We start from the raw sequence: 18,184 nt of genomic DNA, 5'->3' as shown, positions 1-18,184 counted from the left end.
GATGGACCGTGGGTAAGATTGTAGCAATAGCGAATCAGAAGGGTGGCGTTGGTAAAACGACCACCTGTGTCAACTTGGCAGCCTCAATGGCGGCCACAAAACGTAATGTATTGGTTATCGATTTGGATCCGCAAGGAAACGCGACGATGGCCAGTGGTGTCGATAAATATCAAGTCGATGCGACCGCCTATGACCTGTTGGTGGAAGACGTGCCATTTGACCAAGTGGTGTGTGGCAAAACAGCGGGTCACTATGACTTGGTGGCAGCGAACGGTGATGTGACTGCAGCAGAGATAAAGCTGATGGAAGTCTTTGCGCGTGAGGTTCGATTAAAAAACGCGCTAGCATCGATTCGTGATAACTATGATTTCATATTTATCGATTGCCCTCCCTCTCTAAACCTACTTACTATCAATGCGATGGCAGCGGCAGACTCGGTTCTGGTGCCAATGCAGTGTGAGTATTTTGCCCTTGAAGGGCTAACTGCTCTGATGGATACCATCAGTAAGTTGGCAGCCGTAGTGAACGAAAACCTTAAGATTGAAGGGTTGCTGCGAACGATGTACGACCCACGTAATCGTCTCTCCAGTGAAGTTTCCGATCAGCTCAAAAAGCATTTTGGCAATAAGGTTTATCGCACCGTGATCCCGCGTAATGTACGTTTGGCCGAAGCGCCAAGTCACGGTAAACCCGCAATGTACTACGATAAATACTCCGCAGGCGCTAAGGCATATCTCGCGCTGGCGGGAGAAATGTTGCGTCGCGACGAAGTCCCTGCTTAATCAGATTTCTATAGGATAATTTCATGTCTAAACGTGGTCTAGGTAAAGGGCTCGATGCCCTGCTTGCAACCAGTTCTATTGCTCGTGAGAAGCAGCAGGTGGCAACCCAGAGTCAGGCACTATCAAACGATGGTGAACTGACGGATTTGTCGATCCACCAGCTGCAACCGGGTGTCTACCAACCGCGTAAAGACATGTCAGACGAAGCGCTCGCTGAACTCTCTGCTTCGATTCAATCGCAAGGGATCATCCAGCCGATTGTGGTCAGACAGGTGGGCAACGAGCGTTTTGAGATCATTGCTGGTGAGCGCCGTTGGCGTGCAGCCAAGCTCGCGGGTCTTAAGCAGGTGCCTTGTCTGGTTAAGAACGTGCAAGATCGCGCCGCCGTTGCGATGGCGCTGATCGAGAACATTCAGCGTGAAGATCTTAACGCGATCGAAGAGGCGCAAGCGCTTGAGCGTCTGCAAGATGAGTTTTCATTAACTCATCAACAAATCGCTGAGGTGATCGGCAAGTCTCGTGTTACGGTAAGCAACCTGTTGCGCTTAAATCAGCTTAATGACGATGTAAAATCGCTGGTTGAGCAAAAAGTCCTTGAGATGGGACACGCTCGCGCGCTGTTAGCGCTACCTATTGAACAGCAGCCTGAGATCGCGCTGCAGGTGGCGAAAAAGAAACTGACCGTACGTCAAACCGAGGCCTTGGTGAAGAAATCGTTACAAGGTGATAACAAGCCTAAGACGGAAAAGGTCCAGCTCGCTCAGGAAACCAACCTGATGCTAGAGCAACTGCAGTCACAGCTGAACACCTCTGTGAACGTCCAAATCTCAGCCAAGGGCGTTGGCAAGGTACTCATCGATTTTAAAGATGAAAGTCAATTGATAACAGTGTTGAAACAATTGGATTTAATTGTTAAGTAATCATAGGTCACATTCTTAATGGAATGTTACGCCCACGGGCGGGCTAACAATTGTCTTTTAATTGATTGCAGATATAATTCTGCATGATTTTTCACCTATTTAGAGTGGATTTCTCCTAACTTGACTCTTACTCTAGGTGATTAGAAAGGAAACAGGTGCTCTCGATGTTAATTTCAAATAGAAGTGCACAGGGTCGAGCCGCATTTCGTGTGGTTCATCTTCAGCTGATATTTGTCATGCTCATCGCGAGTATTGCGTATTGGAAGTTTGGTCAAGATTCGGCTCGCTTTGTTCTCAAAGGCGGGCTTATTGCGGTCTTTGCAAACTACATTTACGCTCTGTTTGCGTTCTTACCAAGACCGGGCTCTGATGGCGTTGTGCTGTTGGGGTTCATACTCATTGGTTGGACGCTAAAGCTGGTGTTCACCATAGTGATGTTTGTGTTGGTGTTCTCAGTATCGGAGCTTCTTCAACCCGGAGCCTTCTTTACTGGGTACAAACTGACCATCCTGATCTTCTGGTTATCACCAATATTATTTTTTCAAAAAAATGGGATTAACCATGGCTGATACTCCGCAGGAATATATCCAGCACCACCTGACCAACGCCAAAGTGTGTTTGGTTGATGGTGGCATTGCAACCAACAAGGGTTGTTATGATGCTGGGTTCTGGACGTTGCACTGGGACTCTCTGTTGGTCTCCGTAACGCTCGGTGCACTATTTTTGTGGTTGTTTTATCGGGTCGGAAAAAATGCAACCACGGGCGTTCCTGGAAAGCTACAGTGTTTCGTTGAAATCATGGTCGAGCAGGTCGATGAGATCTGTAAGAACGCTTTTCATGGACGTGATAAGTTAGTCGCACCTCTGGCGTTAACTTTGTTTGTCTGGATCTTCCTAATGAACCTGATGGACTTAGTGCCAGTAGACTTTATCCCGCATCTAATGGGATACGCTGGGGCTGATTACTTCAAGCTCGTACCTACGGTCGACTTGAATGTCACACTAGCACTTGCATTGGGTGTCCTAGTACTGACGGTGGTTTACCACATTAAGTACAAAGGATTTAAGGGATTTGTAAAGGAATTTACGCTTCATCCGATCAACAACAAGGCGTTGATACCTTTCAACTTAGTTCTGGAAACCGTTTCATTGCTGGCTAAACCCGTCTCCCTATCACTACGTCTGTACGGTAACATGTACTCAGGTGAACTTATCTTCATCCTGATCGCGGTTACTTACACTGCAGGTGTGGTTCTAGGTGGTCTAGGTGTTATAGCTCACATCATTTGGGCAGTTTTCCATATTCTGGTTATTACTCTGCAAGCCTTTATTTTTACAATGCTGACGATCGTTTATCTAAGCATGGCGAGTAATGACTCTCACTAATTACTAACTATTAATTTTATTTATAACTATTTCGGAGATTATTATGGATATCTATTTGGTTGTTGCTCTACTTCTAGGTACGTGTGCTATCGCAACTGGTTTTGGTTTCGCTATTCTTGGCGGTAAATTCCTTGAGTCAGTAGCTCGTCAACCAGAAATGGCACCAGTTCTACAAACCAACATGTTCATCCTAGCAGGTCTACTTGATGCGGTACCAATGATCGGTGTTGGTATCTCAATGTACATGCTGTTCGCACTGTAATCCCCTTTCTCTTATTGAGTTATAGCGTCTCGACCTTGTGCTCGAGACATACCATGGATAAAGGAGGGTCATTGTGAATATCAATGCAACTCTGCTGGGACAAGCAATCGCGTTTATCCTCTTCGTTTGGTTCTGTATGAAGAACGTATGGCCGCCAATCTTGGCTGCCATTGAAGAGCGACAAAAGAAAATCTCTGAAGGCCTTGAGTCAGCACAACGTGCTGACAAGGCGCTGGATTTGGCGAAACACAACGCAGCAGATCAGTTAAAAGATGCTAAGAAGCAAGCGCTAGAGATCATTGAGCAAGCGAATAAACGCAAAGCTCAGATCCTAGATGAAGCTCGTCAAGAAGCGCAGCAAGAGCGTGAGCAGATCCTTGAACAAGGTCGCTCTGAGCTTGAAGCTGAGACATTGCGTACGCGCAATGAGCTGAAGAAAGACGTAGCTGAGCTGGCTATTTTAGGCGCTGAGAAAATCATCGAGCGTTCGATCGACCCAGCTGCTCATCAAGATATTCTTGATGGGATTTCAGCGAAACTGTAACGGGAGGGCATCAGCATGTCGGATTTGACAACTATTGCTCGACCATACGCGAAGGCAGCCTATGGCTACGCCAGTGACAATGGGGCGATTGAAAAATGGTCTCAGATGCTGGAGTTTGCCACTGAGATGTCATCAGTCAAAGAGCTGAAGACCGCAGCGCTAAGCTGGCAGCCAGAGCAATTGGTGCAATTGTATGTTGATGTTGCCGGTGACCAGTTCGATCACGCCTTTCAAAACTTTTTGAAAGTGGTTATTGAAAATCACCGTACCTCAGCGCTAGGTGACATTTATCATCAATACACGCGCCTCACTGTTGAAGCCTCTAACTCAAAAGAAGTGTCGGTAACGACGCCTTTTGCCATGACCGAAGCTCAGCTAGCGGAACTGACAGCAAGCCTAGAAAAGCGTCTTGACTGCACGGTTCAGCTTAACTGCCAGGTCGATGAAGAGCTCATTGGTGGTGCTGTCATCCGTATCGGTGACACAGTATTGGATAACTCACTGGTTAGCCGCCTCACACGTCTTAAAGACACGATTCAGTCTTAATTAGGGGAATTGGAGCAATGCAACTTAATTCCACGGAAATTAGCGAACTAATCAGAGCACGAATTGAAAAATTCGAAGTAGTCTCTGAAGCTCGCAACGAGGGTACTATCGTTTCTGTAAGCGACGGTATCATTCGCATTCACGGCCTTGAGGACGTGATGCAAGGTGAAATGATTGAGCTTCCGGGCAATCGTTTTGCACTAGCACTTAACCTAGAGCGTGACTCTGTAGGTGCTGTAGTTATGGGTCCTTATGCCGACCTTAAAGAAGGCATGAAGGTTACTGGTACAGGTCGTATCCTTGAGGTGCCTGTTGGCCCTGAGCTACTTGGCCGTGTGGTAAACACCCTAGGTCAGCCTATCGATGGTAAAGGCCCAATCAACTCTTCACTGACATCGCCAGTAGAAGTGATTGCACCGGGTGTAATCGACCGTAAGTCGGTAGACCAACCAGTACAAACAGGCTACAAGTCTGTTGACTCAATGATCCCAATCGGCCGTGGTCAGCGTGAGCTTATCATCGGTGACCGTCAGACCGGTAAAACCGCAATGGCGATTGATGCGATCATTAACCAGAAAGATTCAGGCATCTTCTCAATCTACGTAGCGATTGGCCAAAAAGCGTCAACGATTGCTAACGTAGTACGTAAGCTAGAAGAGCACGGTGCACTGCAAAACACTATCGTGGTTGTGGCATCAGCCTCTGAGTCAGCGGCACTGCAATACCTTGCGCCATACGCAGGTTGTGCAATGGGTGAGTACTTCCGCGACCGCGGTGAAGACGCACTGATTGTTTACGATGACCTGTCTAAGCAAGCGGTTGCTTACCGTCAAATCTCGCTACTGCTTAAGCGTCCACCAGGTCGTGAAGCATTCCCAGGTGACGTATTCTACCTCCACTCACGCCTACTAGAGCGTGCCGCTCGCGTAAACGAAGATTACGTAGAGCGCTTCACTAACGGTGAAGTGAAAGGTAAGACTGGCTCGCTGACGGCACTGCCGATCATCGAAACCCAAGCGGGTGACGTATCTGCCTTCGTACCGACCAACGTAATCTCGATTACCGATGGTCAGATCTTCCTACAGACTGAGCTATTCAACGCGGGTGTTCGCCCAGCGGTTGACCCAGGTATCTCAGTATCTCGTGTAGGTGGTGCAGCGCAAACCAAGATCATCAAGAAGCTATCTGGCGGTATCCGTACTGCACTAGCGGCTTACCGTGAACTGGCGGCTTTCGCTCAGTTCTCATCAGATCTTGATGAAGCGACGAAGAAGCAGCTAGACCACGGTCAAAAAGTAACTGAACTGATGAAGCAGAAACAGTACGCGCCAATGTCGGTATTCGACCAAGCGCTTGTTATCTACGCAGCAGAACGTGGTTACTTGGAAGACGTGGAGCTGAGCAAGCTTCTAGACTTCGAAGCGGCACTACTATCGTACGCTCGTGCTCAGTACGCAGATCTTGCGGCTGACATTGACCAGTCAGGTGCTTACAACGATGAAATCGAAGCCAAGCTGAAAGAGCTAGTGGATGATTTCAAAGCGACTCAGACTTGGTAATTGCCACCAGGTTTGATACTGACGGAGTGTAACGATGGCCAATACAAAAGAAATTCGTAGCAAGATTGGGAGTGTCAAAAGCACTCAGAAGATCACCAAAGCGATGGAAATGGTAGCGGCTTCTAAAATGCGTCGTACGCAAGACGCAATGGAAGGCCCTCGTCCATACGCCGAGAATATACGTAAAGTCATTGGTCATTTAGCAAACGGTACACTGGATTACAAACATCCGTTTCTAGTGGAACGTGAGGCCAAGCGTGTGGGATACATTGTTATCTCCACCGATCGTGGTCTGTGTGGCGGCTTGAACATCAACATGTTCAAGCAGTCAACGGCACAGATGAACGAGTGGGCAGAGAAAGGGGTTGAGGTTGATATCGCTGTGATCGGCGCAAAAGCGACCTCTTTCTTCAATAGCCTTGGCGCCAACGTGGTTGCTCAGACTGCTGGTCTGGGTGACTCCCCTACTCTTGATGACCTTATCGGTCCAATCAAGGTCATGCTGAAGAAGTATGAAGAAGGGGATATTGACCGTTTGTACTTGGTGTTCAACGAGTTTGTTAACTCAATGACGCAAGAACCAAAAATTGACCAATTGATACCTTTGCCTAAACAGCTAAGCGATAACGATGCAGAGTTCAAACATGCGTGGAGCTATATGTTTGAATCGAATGAGAAAGCACTACTGAACACCCTGATGGACCGATTCATTGAATCACAGGTTTACCAAGGCGTAGTGGAAAATCTTGCATGTGAAATGGCTGCACGAATGATTGCGATGAAAGCCGCAACAGACAACGCAGGCAACCTGATTGAAGAGCTTGAACTTGTGTACAACAAGGCTCGTCAAGCAGCGATCACGCAAGAGCTTTCTGAGATTGTTTCGGGCGCGGCAGCGGTTTAATTTAGGTATAAGAAACTAATTTAGAGGATTAACGATGGCTACAGGTAAGATCGTACAGATCATCGGTGCGGTAGTCGACGTAGAGTTTGCACAGAGCGATGTACCAAGTGTATACGACGCTCTAAACGTAACGGGTACTAAAGAGCGTCTAGTTCTTGAAGTACAACAACAGCTTGGCGGTGGCGTCGTGCGTTGTATCGTTATGGGTAGCTCAGATGGTTTACGTCGTGGTGTTGAAGTTGAAAACACTGGCGCTCCAATTTCGGTACCAGTAGGTACTAAGACCCTAGGTCGTATCATGAACGTTCTAGGTGATGCAATCGACGAGCGTGGTGAAGTCGGTGCGGAAGAGACTTACTCTATCCACCGTGAAGCACCAAGCTATGAAGAGCAGTCTAACGTTACTGAGCTGCTAGAGACCGGCGTTAAGGTAATCGACCTAATCTGTCCATTCGCTAAGGGTGGTAAGATCGGTCTATTCGGTGGTGCGGGTGTTGGTAAGACCGTTAACATGATGGAGCTTATCAACAACATCGCTATCCAACACTCAGGTCTATCAGTATTTGCCGGTGTTGGTGAGCGTACTCGTGAGGGTAACGACTTCTACTTTGAGATGCAGGAAGCGGGCGTTGTAAACGTTGAGAAGCCTGAAGAGTCAAAAGTAGCGATGGTTTACGGTCAGATGAACGAGCCACCAGGCAACCGTCTGCGCGTCGCACTAACCGGTCTAACCATGGCGGAGCGTTTCCGTGATGAAGGTCGTGACGTACTGCTGTTCATTGATAACATCTACCGTTACACGCTTGCCGGTACTGAGGTATCAGCACTGCTAGGTCGTATGCCTTCTGCGGTAGGTTACCAGCCAACTCTTGCAGAAGAGATGGGTGTACTTCAGGAGCGTATCACGTCAACTAAGCAAGGCTCTATCACGTCGGTTCAGGCGGTATACGTACCTGCGGATGACTTGACTGACCCGTCTCCAGCAACGACGTTCGCGCACTTGGATGCAACGGTTGTACTTAACCGTAACATCGCAGCCATGGGTCTATACCCTGCGATCGACCCATTGGACTCAAGCTCTCGTCAGCTTGACCCATTGGTTGTTGGTCAAGAGCACTACGACGTAGCTCGTAACGTTCAGCAAACGCTGCAACGCTATAAAGAGCTTAAAGATATCATCGCGATCCTAGGTATGGACGAGCTTTCTGAAGAAGATAAGCAAGTCGTATCTCGTGCACGTAAGATTGAGCGTTTCCTAACTCAGCCTTACCACGTTGCTGAGGTATTTACTGGTTCTCCAGGCATCTACGTATCACTGAAAGACACGATCCGTGGCTTTAAAGGCCTACTGGCTGGTGAGTACGATGATATCCCTGAGCAGGCGTTCATGTACTGCGGTACGATCGATGACGCACTAGAGAACGCGAAGAAGCTGTAACTCGAGACTGATAAGGAGGCTTTATGAGCACCTTCCATTTGGACGTAGTGAGTGCTGAGAAACGTATTTTCTCCGGCTCTGCTGCAAGCATCCAGGTTTCGGGTGAACAGGGTGATTTGGGTGTGTTGGCTAACCACACACCTCTGCTAACGCGCATTCGCCCTGGCATGGTTCGCATTGTAACCAAGGACAAGAAAGAGCAAATTGTCTACCTTTCGGGTGGCATTCTGGAAGTTCAGGCTTACGATGTGACTATTCTGGCTGATACGGCAATCCGTGCGGAAGACCTTGACCAGGCCAAAGCAGAAGAAGCAAAGCGTCGCGCTGAGCAACTGATGACTGGCAACCATGGTGATGTCGACTTTGCACGTGCCTCAGCTGAACTGGCGAAAGCGATCGCCCAGCTGAAAGTAATCGAGCTAGTGAAAAAACGTCGCTAGAAGATGAAACTTTGCTTTCATTGTGTAAAAAGGCAGCCTATTGGCTGCCTTTTTTGTAGGTTTTGTCTAGAATAAGCACACACTTACATACAATTATAAGCAGGCAATACAATGAAGTTTAGCGCGGTGATTCTGGCGGCGGGTAAGGGAACCCGTATGTACTCAACCAAACCTAAAGTGCTCCATACTCTAGCAGGTAAGCCGATGGTTAAGCACGTGATTGACACGTGTAAAGGCCTTGGGGCACAGAATGTCCACTTGGTTTATGGCCATGGTGGCGATCAAATGAAAGCCGTTTTGGCGGATGAGCCAGTTAACTGGGTGCTACAAGGCGAGCAGCTAGGTACGGGCCATGCGGTTGACCAAGCTTCACCGAGCTTCGCTGATGATGAAAAAGTCCTGGTTCTCTATGGCGACGTACCACTAATCTCTGAGCAGACTATCGACGCCTTGCTTGAGGCGCAGCCTAACGGCGGTATCGCACTGCTGACCGTGGTATTGGATAACCCAACGGGTTACGGTCGTATCGTGCGCAAGAATGGCCCTGTTGTGGCGATCGTTGAGCAAAAAGATGCGACCGATGAGCAGAAGCTGATCAATGAGATTAATACTGGCGTGCTAGTCGCAACAGGCGGTGATCTGAAGCGCTGGCTCGCGGGTCTAAATAATGATAACGCACAGGGTGAATACTACCTTACTGATGTGATTGCGGCAGCCCACAACGAAGGCCGCGCAGTGGAAGCGGTTCATCCACAAAGCACAATTGAGGTTGAAGGTGTTAATGATCGCGCCCAGCTTGCGCGTCTAGAGCGTGCCTTCCAGCAAGACCAAGCGCAGAAACTGCTTAAGCAGGGCGTGATGCTACGTGACCCAGCGCGCTTCGACCTGCGTGGCCAACTGCAGTGCGGCATGGACTGTGAAATCGATGCTAACGTGATCATCGAGGGCACGGTTTCACTTGGCGATAACGTCAAGGTTGGTGCGGGCTCTGTGCTGATCGACTGTGAGATTGATGACAACACCGTGATCCGTCCATACAGTGTGATTGAGGGAGCAACCGTCGGTGAAGAGTGTACCGTAGGTCCATTCACTCGCTTGCGCCCAGGCGCTGAGCTGCGTAACGATGCGCACGTTGGTAACTTTGTTGAGGTGAAAAACGCCACACTTGGTGAGGGCTCAAAAGCCAACCACCTGACCTACCTAGGTGACGCTCAAATCGGTCAACGCACCAATATTGGCGCAGGCACGATCACTTGTAACTACGATGGCGCGAACAAACACAAAACCATCATTGGTGACGATGTATTCGTTGGCTCTGACTCCCAGCTGGTGGCGCCAGTGACCATCGCTGATGGCGCAACTATCGGCGCGGGCACCACGCTGACCAAGTCGGTCGAGCAAGGCCAGTTAGTCATCACTCGCGCCAAAGAGCGCCGCGTGGCGGACTGGCAGCGACCGGTTAAAAAATAAGGGGCGAGGCTCGGGGACGGGCTTTGCCCTTCGGGGAGCGAGGAGTTTTCAGTACGCTGAGAGCCCTTGCTCCCACGTCCTCATGTTTAAGACCGGTTAAGCCTGTAGCTATCGTTCATCCAAACCCAGTCAAAATATTTGAGCTTCGAGCGTTACCCTTACTCTGTAGGGAGAAGGAACCATCCACCTGTGAGGACACTCGCTCCCCGCACCTCGAAGTGAAACGTCCCTGCCCCTGTCATTAAGGTCGTTCAAACACAGTAGCAATCCCCTGCCCCAACCCAATACACATCGTCGCTAACCCGTACTTCGCATCCCTGTCTTCCATTAGGTTGATCAGTGTCGTCGTGATGCGTGCGCCTGAGCAGCCTAGTGGGTGGCCGAGTGCGATGGCGCCGCCGTTGAGGTTAACCTTCTCTTCCATGACCTCCAAAAGACCGAGGTCTTTGGCACAAGGGAGAGACTGAGCCGCAAAGGCCTCATTGAGCTCGACGATATCGATATCCTCGATGGATAGGCCTGCACGTTTGAGCGCTTTTTGGCTGGCGGGTACTGGGCCATAGCCCATAATGGAAGGGTCGCAGCCAGCAATGGCCATGGCTTTAATTCGAGCGCGGATGGTCACGCCAAGTGCATGCGCCTTTTCTTCACTCATGATCAGCATCGCTGAGGCGCCATCTGAAAGTGCAGAAGATGAGCCCGCAGTGACGGTGCCGTTCGCAGGGTCAAAGACTGGGCGCAGCTGTGACAGACCCTCCACTGTTGTTTCAGGGCGGATCACCTCGTCATACTCAAGGGTAAACAGAGAGCCATTGGCGTCATGGCCTTCAGTCGCTAGGATCTCCCGGCTAAAGCGCCCTTCTATGCTTGCCGCATGTGCTCTGGCGTGAGAGCGAGCGGCAAACTGGTCTTGCTGCTCGCGACTGATGCCGTGCAGTTTGCCGAGCATCTCTGCGGTCAGCCCCATCATTCCAGCGGCTTTAGCCACATGCTTGGCAAGGCCTGGGTGAAAGTCGACCCCATGGGTCATCGGCACATGCCCCATATGCTCGACTCCTCCGATCAGGCAGATATCCGCATCACCCGTCATGATTGAGCGCGCCGCATCATGCAAAGCCTGCATTGATGAGCCGCATAGGCGGTTAATGGTGACGGCTCCAATCTCAATCGGCAGGCCGGCGAGCAGCGCAGCATTGCGCGCGACATTAAAACCCTGCTCTAGAGTCTGCTGCACACAGCCCCAGTAGATATCTTCTATTTCGTTAGGATTAACCTCAGGGTTGCGCGCCAAGAGCCCTTTCATCAGGTGGGCAGACAGATCTTCCGCGCGGGTATGACGAAAGGCACCACCCTTGGAGCGTCCCATCGGGGTCCGTAGACAGTCCACCACGACAACATTTTTGATTTGCGAGTCCATTTGATGTCTCCTCCTTAGATTGAGCCTTGTTGCTGGTTGCGATAAAAGGACTCGCCCTTGGCGGCCATATCCGTGAGCATCTTCGGTATTTGATACATAGCGCCGAGATGAGAGTACTGTTTCGCCATCGCGATAAACTGATCTAAGCCAAGGTTATCAAGGAAGCGCAGCGCACCGCCTTTGGATGGTGGAAAGCCAAGGCCATAAATCAGCGCCATATCAGCCTCTTCTGCACTGGCAATGATGCCTTCTTCGAGACACAGCACGACCTCGTTAATCATTGGAATCATCATTCGCTCTATGATGGTGTGTTGATCAAACGTTTGTGGTTCACTGCATACATCGGCCAGTACCGGCAATATAGTGTCAGAGAGGGTTTTCTTCGGCTTGCCTTTTTTATCCGTGGTGTAGTGATAAAAACCATCACCATTCTTTTGACCAAAATTGTTGGCATCAAACAAGGCATCAATCGCATCGCGTCCTTGTTTGCCCATGCGCTTGGGATAACCTTTAGCCATGACTTGCTGGGCGTGGTGCGCTGTATCGATACCGACTACATCCAGTAGATAGGCCGGTCCCATAGGCCAGCCAAACTGCTTTTCCATCACCTGGTCAATCTGAGTAAAGTCCGCGCCATCACGTAATAGTAGATTGAAGCCGCCAAAATAGGGAAACAGCACCCGATTGACAAAGAAGCCCGGGCAGTCGTTGACCACAATGGGAGATTTGCCCATTTTGGCCGCATAAGCCACAACTCGATTGATGGTCTCATCTGATGTGTGCTCACCGCGGATCACCTCGACTAAAGGCATGCGATGTACGGGGTTAAAAAAGTGCATCCCACAGAAGTTTTCTGGGCGCTGCAAGGATCGTGCGAGCAAGTTGATAGGAATCGTTGAAGTGTTGGAGGTCAGCACCGTATCGGCAGTGACTTGATTTTCAACCTCGCTCAGCACGGCTCTTTTGACTTTAGGGTTTTCGACCACCGCCTCAACCACGACATCAACGTCGTTAAAGCCTACATAGTGAAGACTCGGTGTAATGGCGGAAAGAATCTCAGCCATGGCGTAGCCATCAATACGTCCTCGCTCAAGGCGCTGATTGAGTAACTTGCTGGCCTCACTCATTCCAAGGTCGAGTGACGATTGAGCGATGTCCTTCATAACCACAGGTACGCCCTTGAGCGCCGATTGATAGGCGATCCCACCACCCATGATCCCTGCACCAAGCACCGCAGCGCGATTGGTAGAACGATGTACCGATTTGCTCGCTCGCTTGGCAATCGCCTTGATGTACTGATCGTTGAGAAAGAGCCCGACCAAGGCTTTTGCCTCTGGGGTTTTGGTCAGGCGGATAAAGTAATCACGCTCGATATCCAGTGCAGCATCACGGCCCAAGGTTGCGGCTTCCTCTATCGCTTTCACTGCACTCATTGGCGCTGGGTAGTGCTTACCTACCTTTTGTACCACGAGTCCTTTGGCGGTGGTGAAACTCATTATGGCTTCGAGTTTACTCAGTCTCAGTGCTGCCAACTTTTGTTGTCGCCTAGCTTGCCAGTCAATTTTTTCGTTGATGGCTAACTCAAGCGTGCTCAGTGCAGACTGGGTAAGGTTGTCTTGATCGACAATGGCATCGATCAGTCCAAGCTTTAAGGCCTCGCCGGCGCGGCATGCCTTACCTTGGGTGATGATCTCCATCGCATTGTCCGCACCAATCACGCGAGGTAGACGCACACAACCACCAAACCCCGGCATAATACCCAACTTGGTTTCAGGTAGGCCGATGCTGGTGGTTGAGTCACCAATGCGAATGTCGGTGGCAAGTACACACTCACATCCGCCACCTAATGTGTGACCTTTTACTGCTGAGAGAGTCGGCATCGGTAAATCTTCGAGTTTGGTGAAGATACTATTAGCGTACTGAAGCCATTGATCTAGCTGCTCATGAGGCTTAGCAAATAGGCCAAGGAACTCAGTGATATCAGCACCAACAATGAAGGCATCTTTATTGGACGTCAGTATCAACCCCTTGAGGGCTGAATGGGCACTTACGGCATCAATGGCCTTATCCAATGATTCCAGTGTTGCGAGGTCGAGCTTATTAACCGAGCCGGGGGAGTCGAAGCAAAGTTCGGCCACGCCCGGTTGTACTTCCTTTACTACAATAGCGTCTGATTGGTAAATCATTGTCTATCTCCATGACTTACGATGAGGTTGTAGGGGTTCTTGTTATAATTATCTGGTTAGACCAGTAGTTTTAGTTTGCGACGGCTTTTGGTGAATTTCAATACAAAATTTAAACAAGTGTTTAACATTGTGGTGCCTGTTGACTATTCTGTCTACGCCAGAGTTCGTGATAAACTCCCTCGACCACAGCCTGCAACGTAGCAATATGAACAATCAGCCCTATCTAATTCCTCAGCAAGCCGCTATTTTTGAAGAAGAAATCAAAAAGAGTGTGTTTATCACTCATCTCGCCCATACTCCCAGCGTTGAGGCGGCGAAAGCCTTTGTTGAGCAGATCAAGCAGCAGCACTCGGCCGCCAGACATAATTGCTGGGGGTTTGTCGCTGGCCGACCAGAGAATTCAATGTTGTGGGGCTTTAGCGACGACGGTGAGCCATCGGGGACGGCAGGCAAGCCGATTCTGGCGCAACTGTCAGGCTCTGGCGTGGGAGAGATCACGGCGGTAGTGACGCGTTACTCTGGTGGCATCAAGCTGGGTACCGGAGGCTTAGTGAAAGCCTACGGTGGAGGGGTACAACAAGCCCTTAAGGTACTGCAAACAATAGAGAAAAAAATCACCACAAACCTAGTGATAGCGTTAGACTACAGTTTTGTGCCGATCTTACAGTCGATGCTTGGCCAATTTGGTGCGCTAGAGATTGCTGCCAACTATGCTGAAAACGTCGAGCTAACGGTTGAGATTGAGGTTAATCAAGTCTCCTCGTTTACCGAAGCTGTCGTTAATAAAAGCGGCGCGAAAGCGATAGTGACGTCGCAAGACAAATAACCACAAGGAAAAGTGAAGCTCGCTTCGATAACTACTCATGCAATTTCGATCCATAATTCGCATCGTTGGGCTATTGCTTGCCCTATTTAGTGTCACTATGCTTGCGCCTGCGTTGGTGGCGTTGATCTACCGTGACGGTGCGGGTGTGCCTTTTGTCACCACCTTTTTTGTGCTGCTGTTTGCCGGCTTCTTATTCTGGTTTCCCAATCGACGTCATCGTCACGAGCTCAAGGCGCGCGATGGCTTTTTGATTGTGGTGTTATTTTGGACGGTATTGGGTAGTGCAGGTTCGCTGCCTTTCCTGATCTCCGATGACCCAGCCATCTCGGTCACAGATGCTTTTTTTGAGTCTTTCTCTGCTTTAACCACCACAGGTGCGACGGTTATTGTTGGCCTTGATGACTTGCCTAAGGCTATCTTGTTCTATCGCCAGCTCCTGCAATGGTTTGGTGGCATGGGTATCATCGTGCTGGCAGTCGCTATTCTTCCCGTTTTGGGGATCGGTGGCATGCAGCTCTACCGCGCCGAAATTCCAGGACCAGTTAAAGACACTAAGATGACGCCAAGGATTGCAGAGACGGCCAAAGCACTGTGGTACATCTATCTTAGTCTGACGATTGGCTGTGCCCTCTCCTTCTGGATGGCGGGAATGACGCCGTTTGATGCGATTAGTCACAGCTTCTCAACCATTGCGATTGGGGGGTTTTCTACCCACGATGCCAGTATGGGCTACTTTGACAGCTATGCAATTAACCTTATTACGGTGGTGTTCTTGCTGATCTCAGCATGTAACTACTCTTTGCACTTTGCTGCATTTGCCTCTGGTGGTGTGCACCCCAAGTATTATTGGCGAGATCCCGAGTTTCGAGCTTTTCTGTTTATTCAGGCGCTGCTGTTTGTGGTTTGTTTTGCCATCCTGCTTAATCACCACTCTTATGACTCGACCTACGATGCATTCGATCAAGCTCTGTTCCAGACGGTATCGATCTCAACCACGGCTGGTTTCACGACGACTGGTTTTTCTGAATGGCCGCTGTTCTTGCCGGTATTGCTATTGTTCTCTTCTTTTATTGGTGGCTGTGCAGGCTCAACCGGTGGCGGTATGAAGGTGATCAGAATTTTATTGCTTACTTTGCAAGGTGCGCGTGAACTGAAACGCTTGGTTCACCCAAGAGCGGTCTACACGATCAAAGTGGGCGGTTCTGCCCTGTCCCAGCGTGTGGTGGATGCGGTATGGGGATTCTTCTCGGCTTATGCATTGGTGTTTGTGGTTTGCATGCTGGGTTTGATTGCGACTGGGATGGATGAGCTCAGTGCGTTCTCTGCGGTCGCGGCGACTCTGAATAACCTGGGCCCTGGTTTGGGCGAGGTGGCACTGCATTTTGGCGAGATTAATGACAAAGCCAAATGGGTATTGATTGTTTCGATGCTATTTGGTCGCCTAGAGATCTTTACCCTTCTTATTCTATTGACCCCAGCATTTTGGAAAAGCTAAAGGAGCTCGATTTGGAAAAAGCATTGTTACTCTACTCTTCAAGAGAAGGACAAACCAAGAAAATCATCAACCACATCGCTTCTCGGCTAGAAGGTGTTGAGTGTGAGGTTGTCGATTTGCACCAGTCACTTGGATTAGACATCGAAAACTATGATCGAGTCCTTATAGGTGCTTCTATTCGCTATGGTCACCTGAATAAAAAGCTATATAGGTTTGTTTCAGCCAATAAAGAGTGTCTGACCCGCAAAAATGCGGCTTTCTTTTGTGTCAACCTGACCGCTCGTAAAGAAGACCAAGGTAAGGATACCCCTGAAGGAAGTGTGTATATAAAGACGTTCCTAAAGAAATCACCCTGGCAACCCAGCCTAATTGGCGTTTTTGCTGGTGCCCTCTATTACCCCCGTTATAACTGGATCGACAGAAACATGATTAAGTTAATAATGACATTAACCGGTGGTGAGACGGATACAAGCAAAGAGGTAGAGTACACCAATTGGCAAAAAGTCGATAAATTCGCAGAAACCTTTAATAAGATGTAATCAAAATAGGTGTTTTTACTGTGTTTTGCTCGCTTTGTGTTCGGTTGCGATAAAAATCGAAAAAACTTTGAAAAAAGCCTTGCCAAGCAAACGCGAATCTCTATAATGCCACCTCGCTGACACGGGATGGCTTCGAAAGAAACCCAAACGGTTAGCGGTGCAAAACGCTTCAAGCGAATCGCTTGAAAAAAGATTTAAAAAAGTGGTTGACACGAAAACTTAAATCGCTAAAATGCACATCCGCTCTGAAGGAAAGCTTCAAAGCAACGCTCTTTAAAAATATAAACCTATCAATCTGTGTGGGCACTCGTTGATGATAATCGAAAATGAAGCTTAGGCTTCAACTTAGATTTCAATGAAACGAAGTGACCATTACGAATCATTAGATTCGGCACAGTCAATTCAAACATTACTTATGTAATGTTCAGTATTCATTGAGTCACAAAATCTTAAATTGAAGAGTTTGATCATGGCTCAGATTGAACGCTGGCGGCAGGCCTAACACATGCAAGTCGAGCGGCAGCGACAGTTACAATCCTTCGGGTGCGTTTCTGGGCGGCGAGCGGCGGACGGGTGAGTAATGCCTGGGAATATGCCTTGATGTGGGGGATAACTATTGGAAACGATAGCTAATACCGCATAATGCCTTCGGGCCAAAGAGGGGGACCTTCGGGCCTCTCGCGTCAAGATTAGCCCAGGTGGGATTAGCTAGTTGGTGAGGTAATGGCTCACCAAGGCGACGATCCCTAGCTGGTCTGAGAGGATGATCAGCCACACTGGAACTGAGACACGGTCCAGACTCCTACGGGAGGCAGCAGTGGGGAATATTGCACAATGGGCGCAAGCCTGATGCAGCCATGCCGCGTGTGTGAAGAAGGCCTTCGGGTTGTAAAGCACTTTCAGTCGTGAGGAAGGTATCGTAGTTAATAGCTGCGGTATTTGACGTTAGCGACAGAAGAAGCACCGGCTAACTCCGTGCCAGCAGCCGCGGTAATACGGAGGGTGCGAGCGTTAATCGGAATTACTGGGCGTAAAGCGCATGCAGGTGGATGATTAAGTCAGATGTGAAAGCCCGGGGCTCAACCTCGGAACAGCATTTGAAACTGGTCATCTAGAGTACTGTAGAGGGGGGTAGAATTTCAGGTGTAGCGGTGAAATGCGTAGAGATCTGAAGGAATACCGGTGGCGAAGGCGGCCCCCTGGACAGATACTGACACTCAGATGCGAAAGCGTGGGGAGCAAACAGGATTAGATACCCTGGTAGTCCACGCCGTAAACGATGTCTACTTGGAGGTTGTGGCCTTGAGCCGTGGCTTTCGGAGCTAACGCGTTAAGTAGACCGCCTGGGGAGTACGGTCGCAAGATTAAAACTCAAATGAATTGACGGGGGCCCGCACAAGCGGTGGAGCATGTGGTTTAATTCGATGCAACGCGAAGAACCTTACCTACTCTTGACATCCAGAGAACTTT

The 18,184-nt window shown here is 49.4% G+C and carries 16 protein-coding genes, 1 rRNA gene and 1 pseudogene; 16 read left to right on the top strand and 2 right to left on the bottom strand.

All coding sequences use genetic code 11. From position 1 onward, the window contains the following. Window positions 1-8: 8 nt before the first annotated feature. From ACSTTG_RS14500 to glmU, 12 genes and pseudogenes are all read left to right on the top strand, one after another. The gene (locus ACSTTG_RS14500; RefSeq protein WP_438459655.1) at window positions 9-782 is read left to right on the top strand and encodes a ParA family protein; all 774 of its coding nucleotides are present in this window, start codon (window positions 9-11) and stop codon (window positions 780-782) included. Window positions 783-805: 23 nt separating this feature from the next. Then, a pseudogene (locus ACSTTG_RS14495) lies at window positions 806-1,501 on the top strand (ParB/RepB/Spo0J family partition protein); the annotation flags it as partial. 365 nt (window positions 1,502-1,866) lie between these two features. Next, window positions 1,867-2,271, top strand: coding sequence for an ATP synthase subunit I (locus tag ACSTTG_RS14490; protein WP_438459654.1), 405 nt, complete (start codon window positions 1,867-1,869; stop codon window positions 2,269-2,271). Beyond that, window positions 2,264-3,088: a F0F1 ATP synthase subunit A gene (gene atpB / locus ACSTTG_RS14485; protein WP_438459653.1), complete on the top strand. Its 825-nt coding sequence runs from the start codon at window positions 2,264-2,266 to the stop codon at window positions 3,086-3,088. The genes ACSTTG_RS14490 and atpB overlap by 8 nt, the downstream gene beginning before the upstream one ends. A 43-nt stretch (window positions 3,089-3,131) precedes the next feature. Further along, window positions 3,132-3,350 (top strand): F0F1 ATP synthase subunit C, encoded by a 219-nt coding sequence (gene atpE / locus ACSTTG_RS14480; RefSeq protein WP_438459652.1) that lies wholly within the window; start codon window positions 3,132-3,134, stop codon window positions 3,348-3,350. A gap of 73 nt (window positions 3,351-3,423) precedes the next feature. Continuing rightward, window positions 3,424-3,894 carry a F0F1 ATP synthase subunit B gene (atpF, locus tag ACSTTG_RS14475; protein ID WP_438459651.1) on the top strand — a complete coding sequence of 157 codons (471 nt, stop codon included), beginning with the start codon at window positions 3,424-3,426 and terminating at the stop codon, window positions 3,892-3,894. 15 nt (window positions 3,895-3,909) lie between these two features. Further along, window positions 3,910-4,440: a F0F1 ATP synthase subunit delta gene (locus tag ACSTTG_RS14470; RefSeq protein WP_438475336.1), complete on the top strand. Its 531-nt coding sequence runs from the start codon at window positions 3,910-3,912 to the stop codon at window positions 4,438-4,440. A 17-nt stretch (window positions 4,441-4,457) separates the two neighbouring features. Further along, window positions 4,458-5,999, top strand: a complete 1,542-nt coding sequence (atpA, locus tag ACSTTG_RS14465; RefSeq protein ID WP_438459649.1) for a F0F1 ATP synthase subunit alpha — start codon at window positions 4,458-4,460, stop codon at window positions 5,997-5,999. 34 nt (window positions 6,000-6,033) lie between these two features. Further along, window positions 6,034-6,903, top strand: a complete 870-nt coding sequence (gene atpG / locus ACSTTG_RS14460) for a F0F1 ATP synthase subunit gamma (protein ID WP_438459648.1) — start codon at window positions 6,034-6,036, stop codon at window positions 6,901-6,903. A gap of 34 nt (window positions 6,904-6,937) precedes the next feature. Continuing rightward, window positions 6,938-8,341 carry a F0F1 ATP synthase subunit beta gene (gene atpD, locus ACSTTG_RS14455; RefSeq protein WP_438475334.1) on the top strand — a complete coding sequence of 468 codons (1,404 nt, stop codon included), beginning with the start codon at window positions 6,938-6,940 and terminating at the stop codon, window positions 8,339-8,341. A gap of 23 nt (window positions 8,342-8,364) precedes the next feature. Beyond that, complete coding sequence (locus ACSTTG_RS14450) at window positions 8,365-8,781, top strand: F0F1 ATP synthase subunit epsilon (protein ID WP_438459646.1); 417 nt, start codon at window positions 8,365-8,367, stop codon at window positions 8,779-8,781. Window positions 8,782-8,892: 111 nt separating this feature from the next. After that, a complete protein-coding gene (glmU, locus tag ACSTTG_RS14445) occupies window positions 8,893-10,251 on the top strand; it encodes a bifunctional UDP-N-acetylglucosamine diphosphorylase/glucosamine-1-phosphate N-acetyltransferase GlmU (RefSeq protein WP_438475333.1) in 1,359 nt (452 codons plus the stop codon). Window positions 10,252-10,492: 241 nt separating this feature from the next. Here glmU and fadA read toward each other — a convergent pair whose 3' ends face one another. After that, entirely contained in the window at window positions 10,493-11,656 is a 1,164-nt protein-coding gene (gene fadA / locus ACSTTG_RS14440; protein WP_438475519.1) for an acetyl-CoA C-acyltransferase FadA, read from the bottom strand. Between the two features lie 26 nt (window positions 11,657-11,682). Beyond that, on the bottom strand, window positions 11,683-13,854 hold the full coding sequence (fadB, locus tag ACSTTG_RS14435; RefSeq protein ID WP_438475331.1) for a fatty acid oxidation complex subunit alpha FadB: 2,172 nt from the start codon (window positions 13,852-13,854) through the stop codon (window positions 11,683-11,685). Between the two features lie 205 nt (window positions 13,855-14,059). Here fadB and ACSTTG_RS14430 point away from each other — a divergent pair, with 205 nt between their 5' ends. The 4 genes from ACSTTG_RS14430 to ACSTTG_RS14415 all read left to right on the top strand — a co-directional run. Next, window positions 14,060-14,680, top strand: a complete 621-nt coding sequence (locus tag ACSTTG_RS14430) for a YigZ family protein (RefSeq protein ID WP_438475330.1) — start codon at window positions 14,060-14,062, stop codon at window positions 14,678-14,680. A 37-nt stretch (window positions 14,681-14,717) separates the two neighbouring features. Further along, entirely contained in the window at window positions 14,718-16,175 is a 1,458-nt protein-coding gene (locus ACSTTG_RS14425) for a TrkH family potassium uptake protein (protein ID WP_438459642.1), read from the top strand. 11 nt (window positions 16,176-16,186) lie between these two features. Next, entirely contained in the window at window positions 16,187-16,714 is a 528-nt protein-coding gene (hemG, locus tag ACSTTG_RS14420) for a menaquinone-dependent protoporphyrinogen IX dehydrogenase (protein ID WP_438475329.1), read from the top strand. A gap of 451 nt (window positions 16,715-17,165) precedes the next feature. Continuing rightward, window positions 17,166-18,184: ribosomal RNA gene (locus ACSTTG_RS14415) — 16S ribosomal RNA — on the top strand; the annotation flags it as partial.

Origin of the sequence: Vibrio glycogenivorans, assembly GCF_051660965.1 — a bacterium.
Lineage (GTDB): Bacteria > Pseudomonadota > Gammaproteobacteria > Enterobacterales > Vibrionaceae > Vibrio.
The sequence above is the reverse complement of the archived record's forward strand: the minus strand, read 5'-3'. Positions and strand labels throughout refer to the sequence as shown.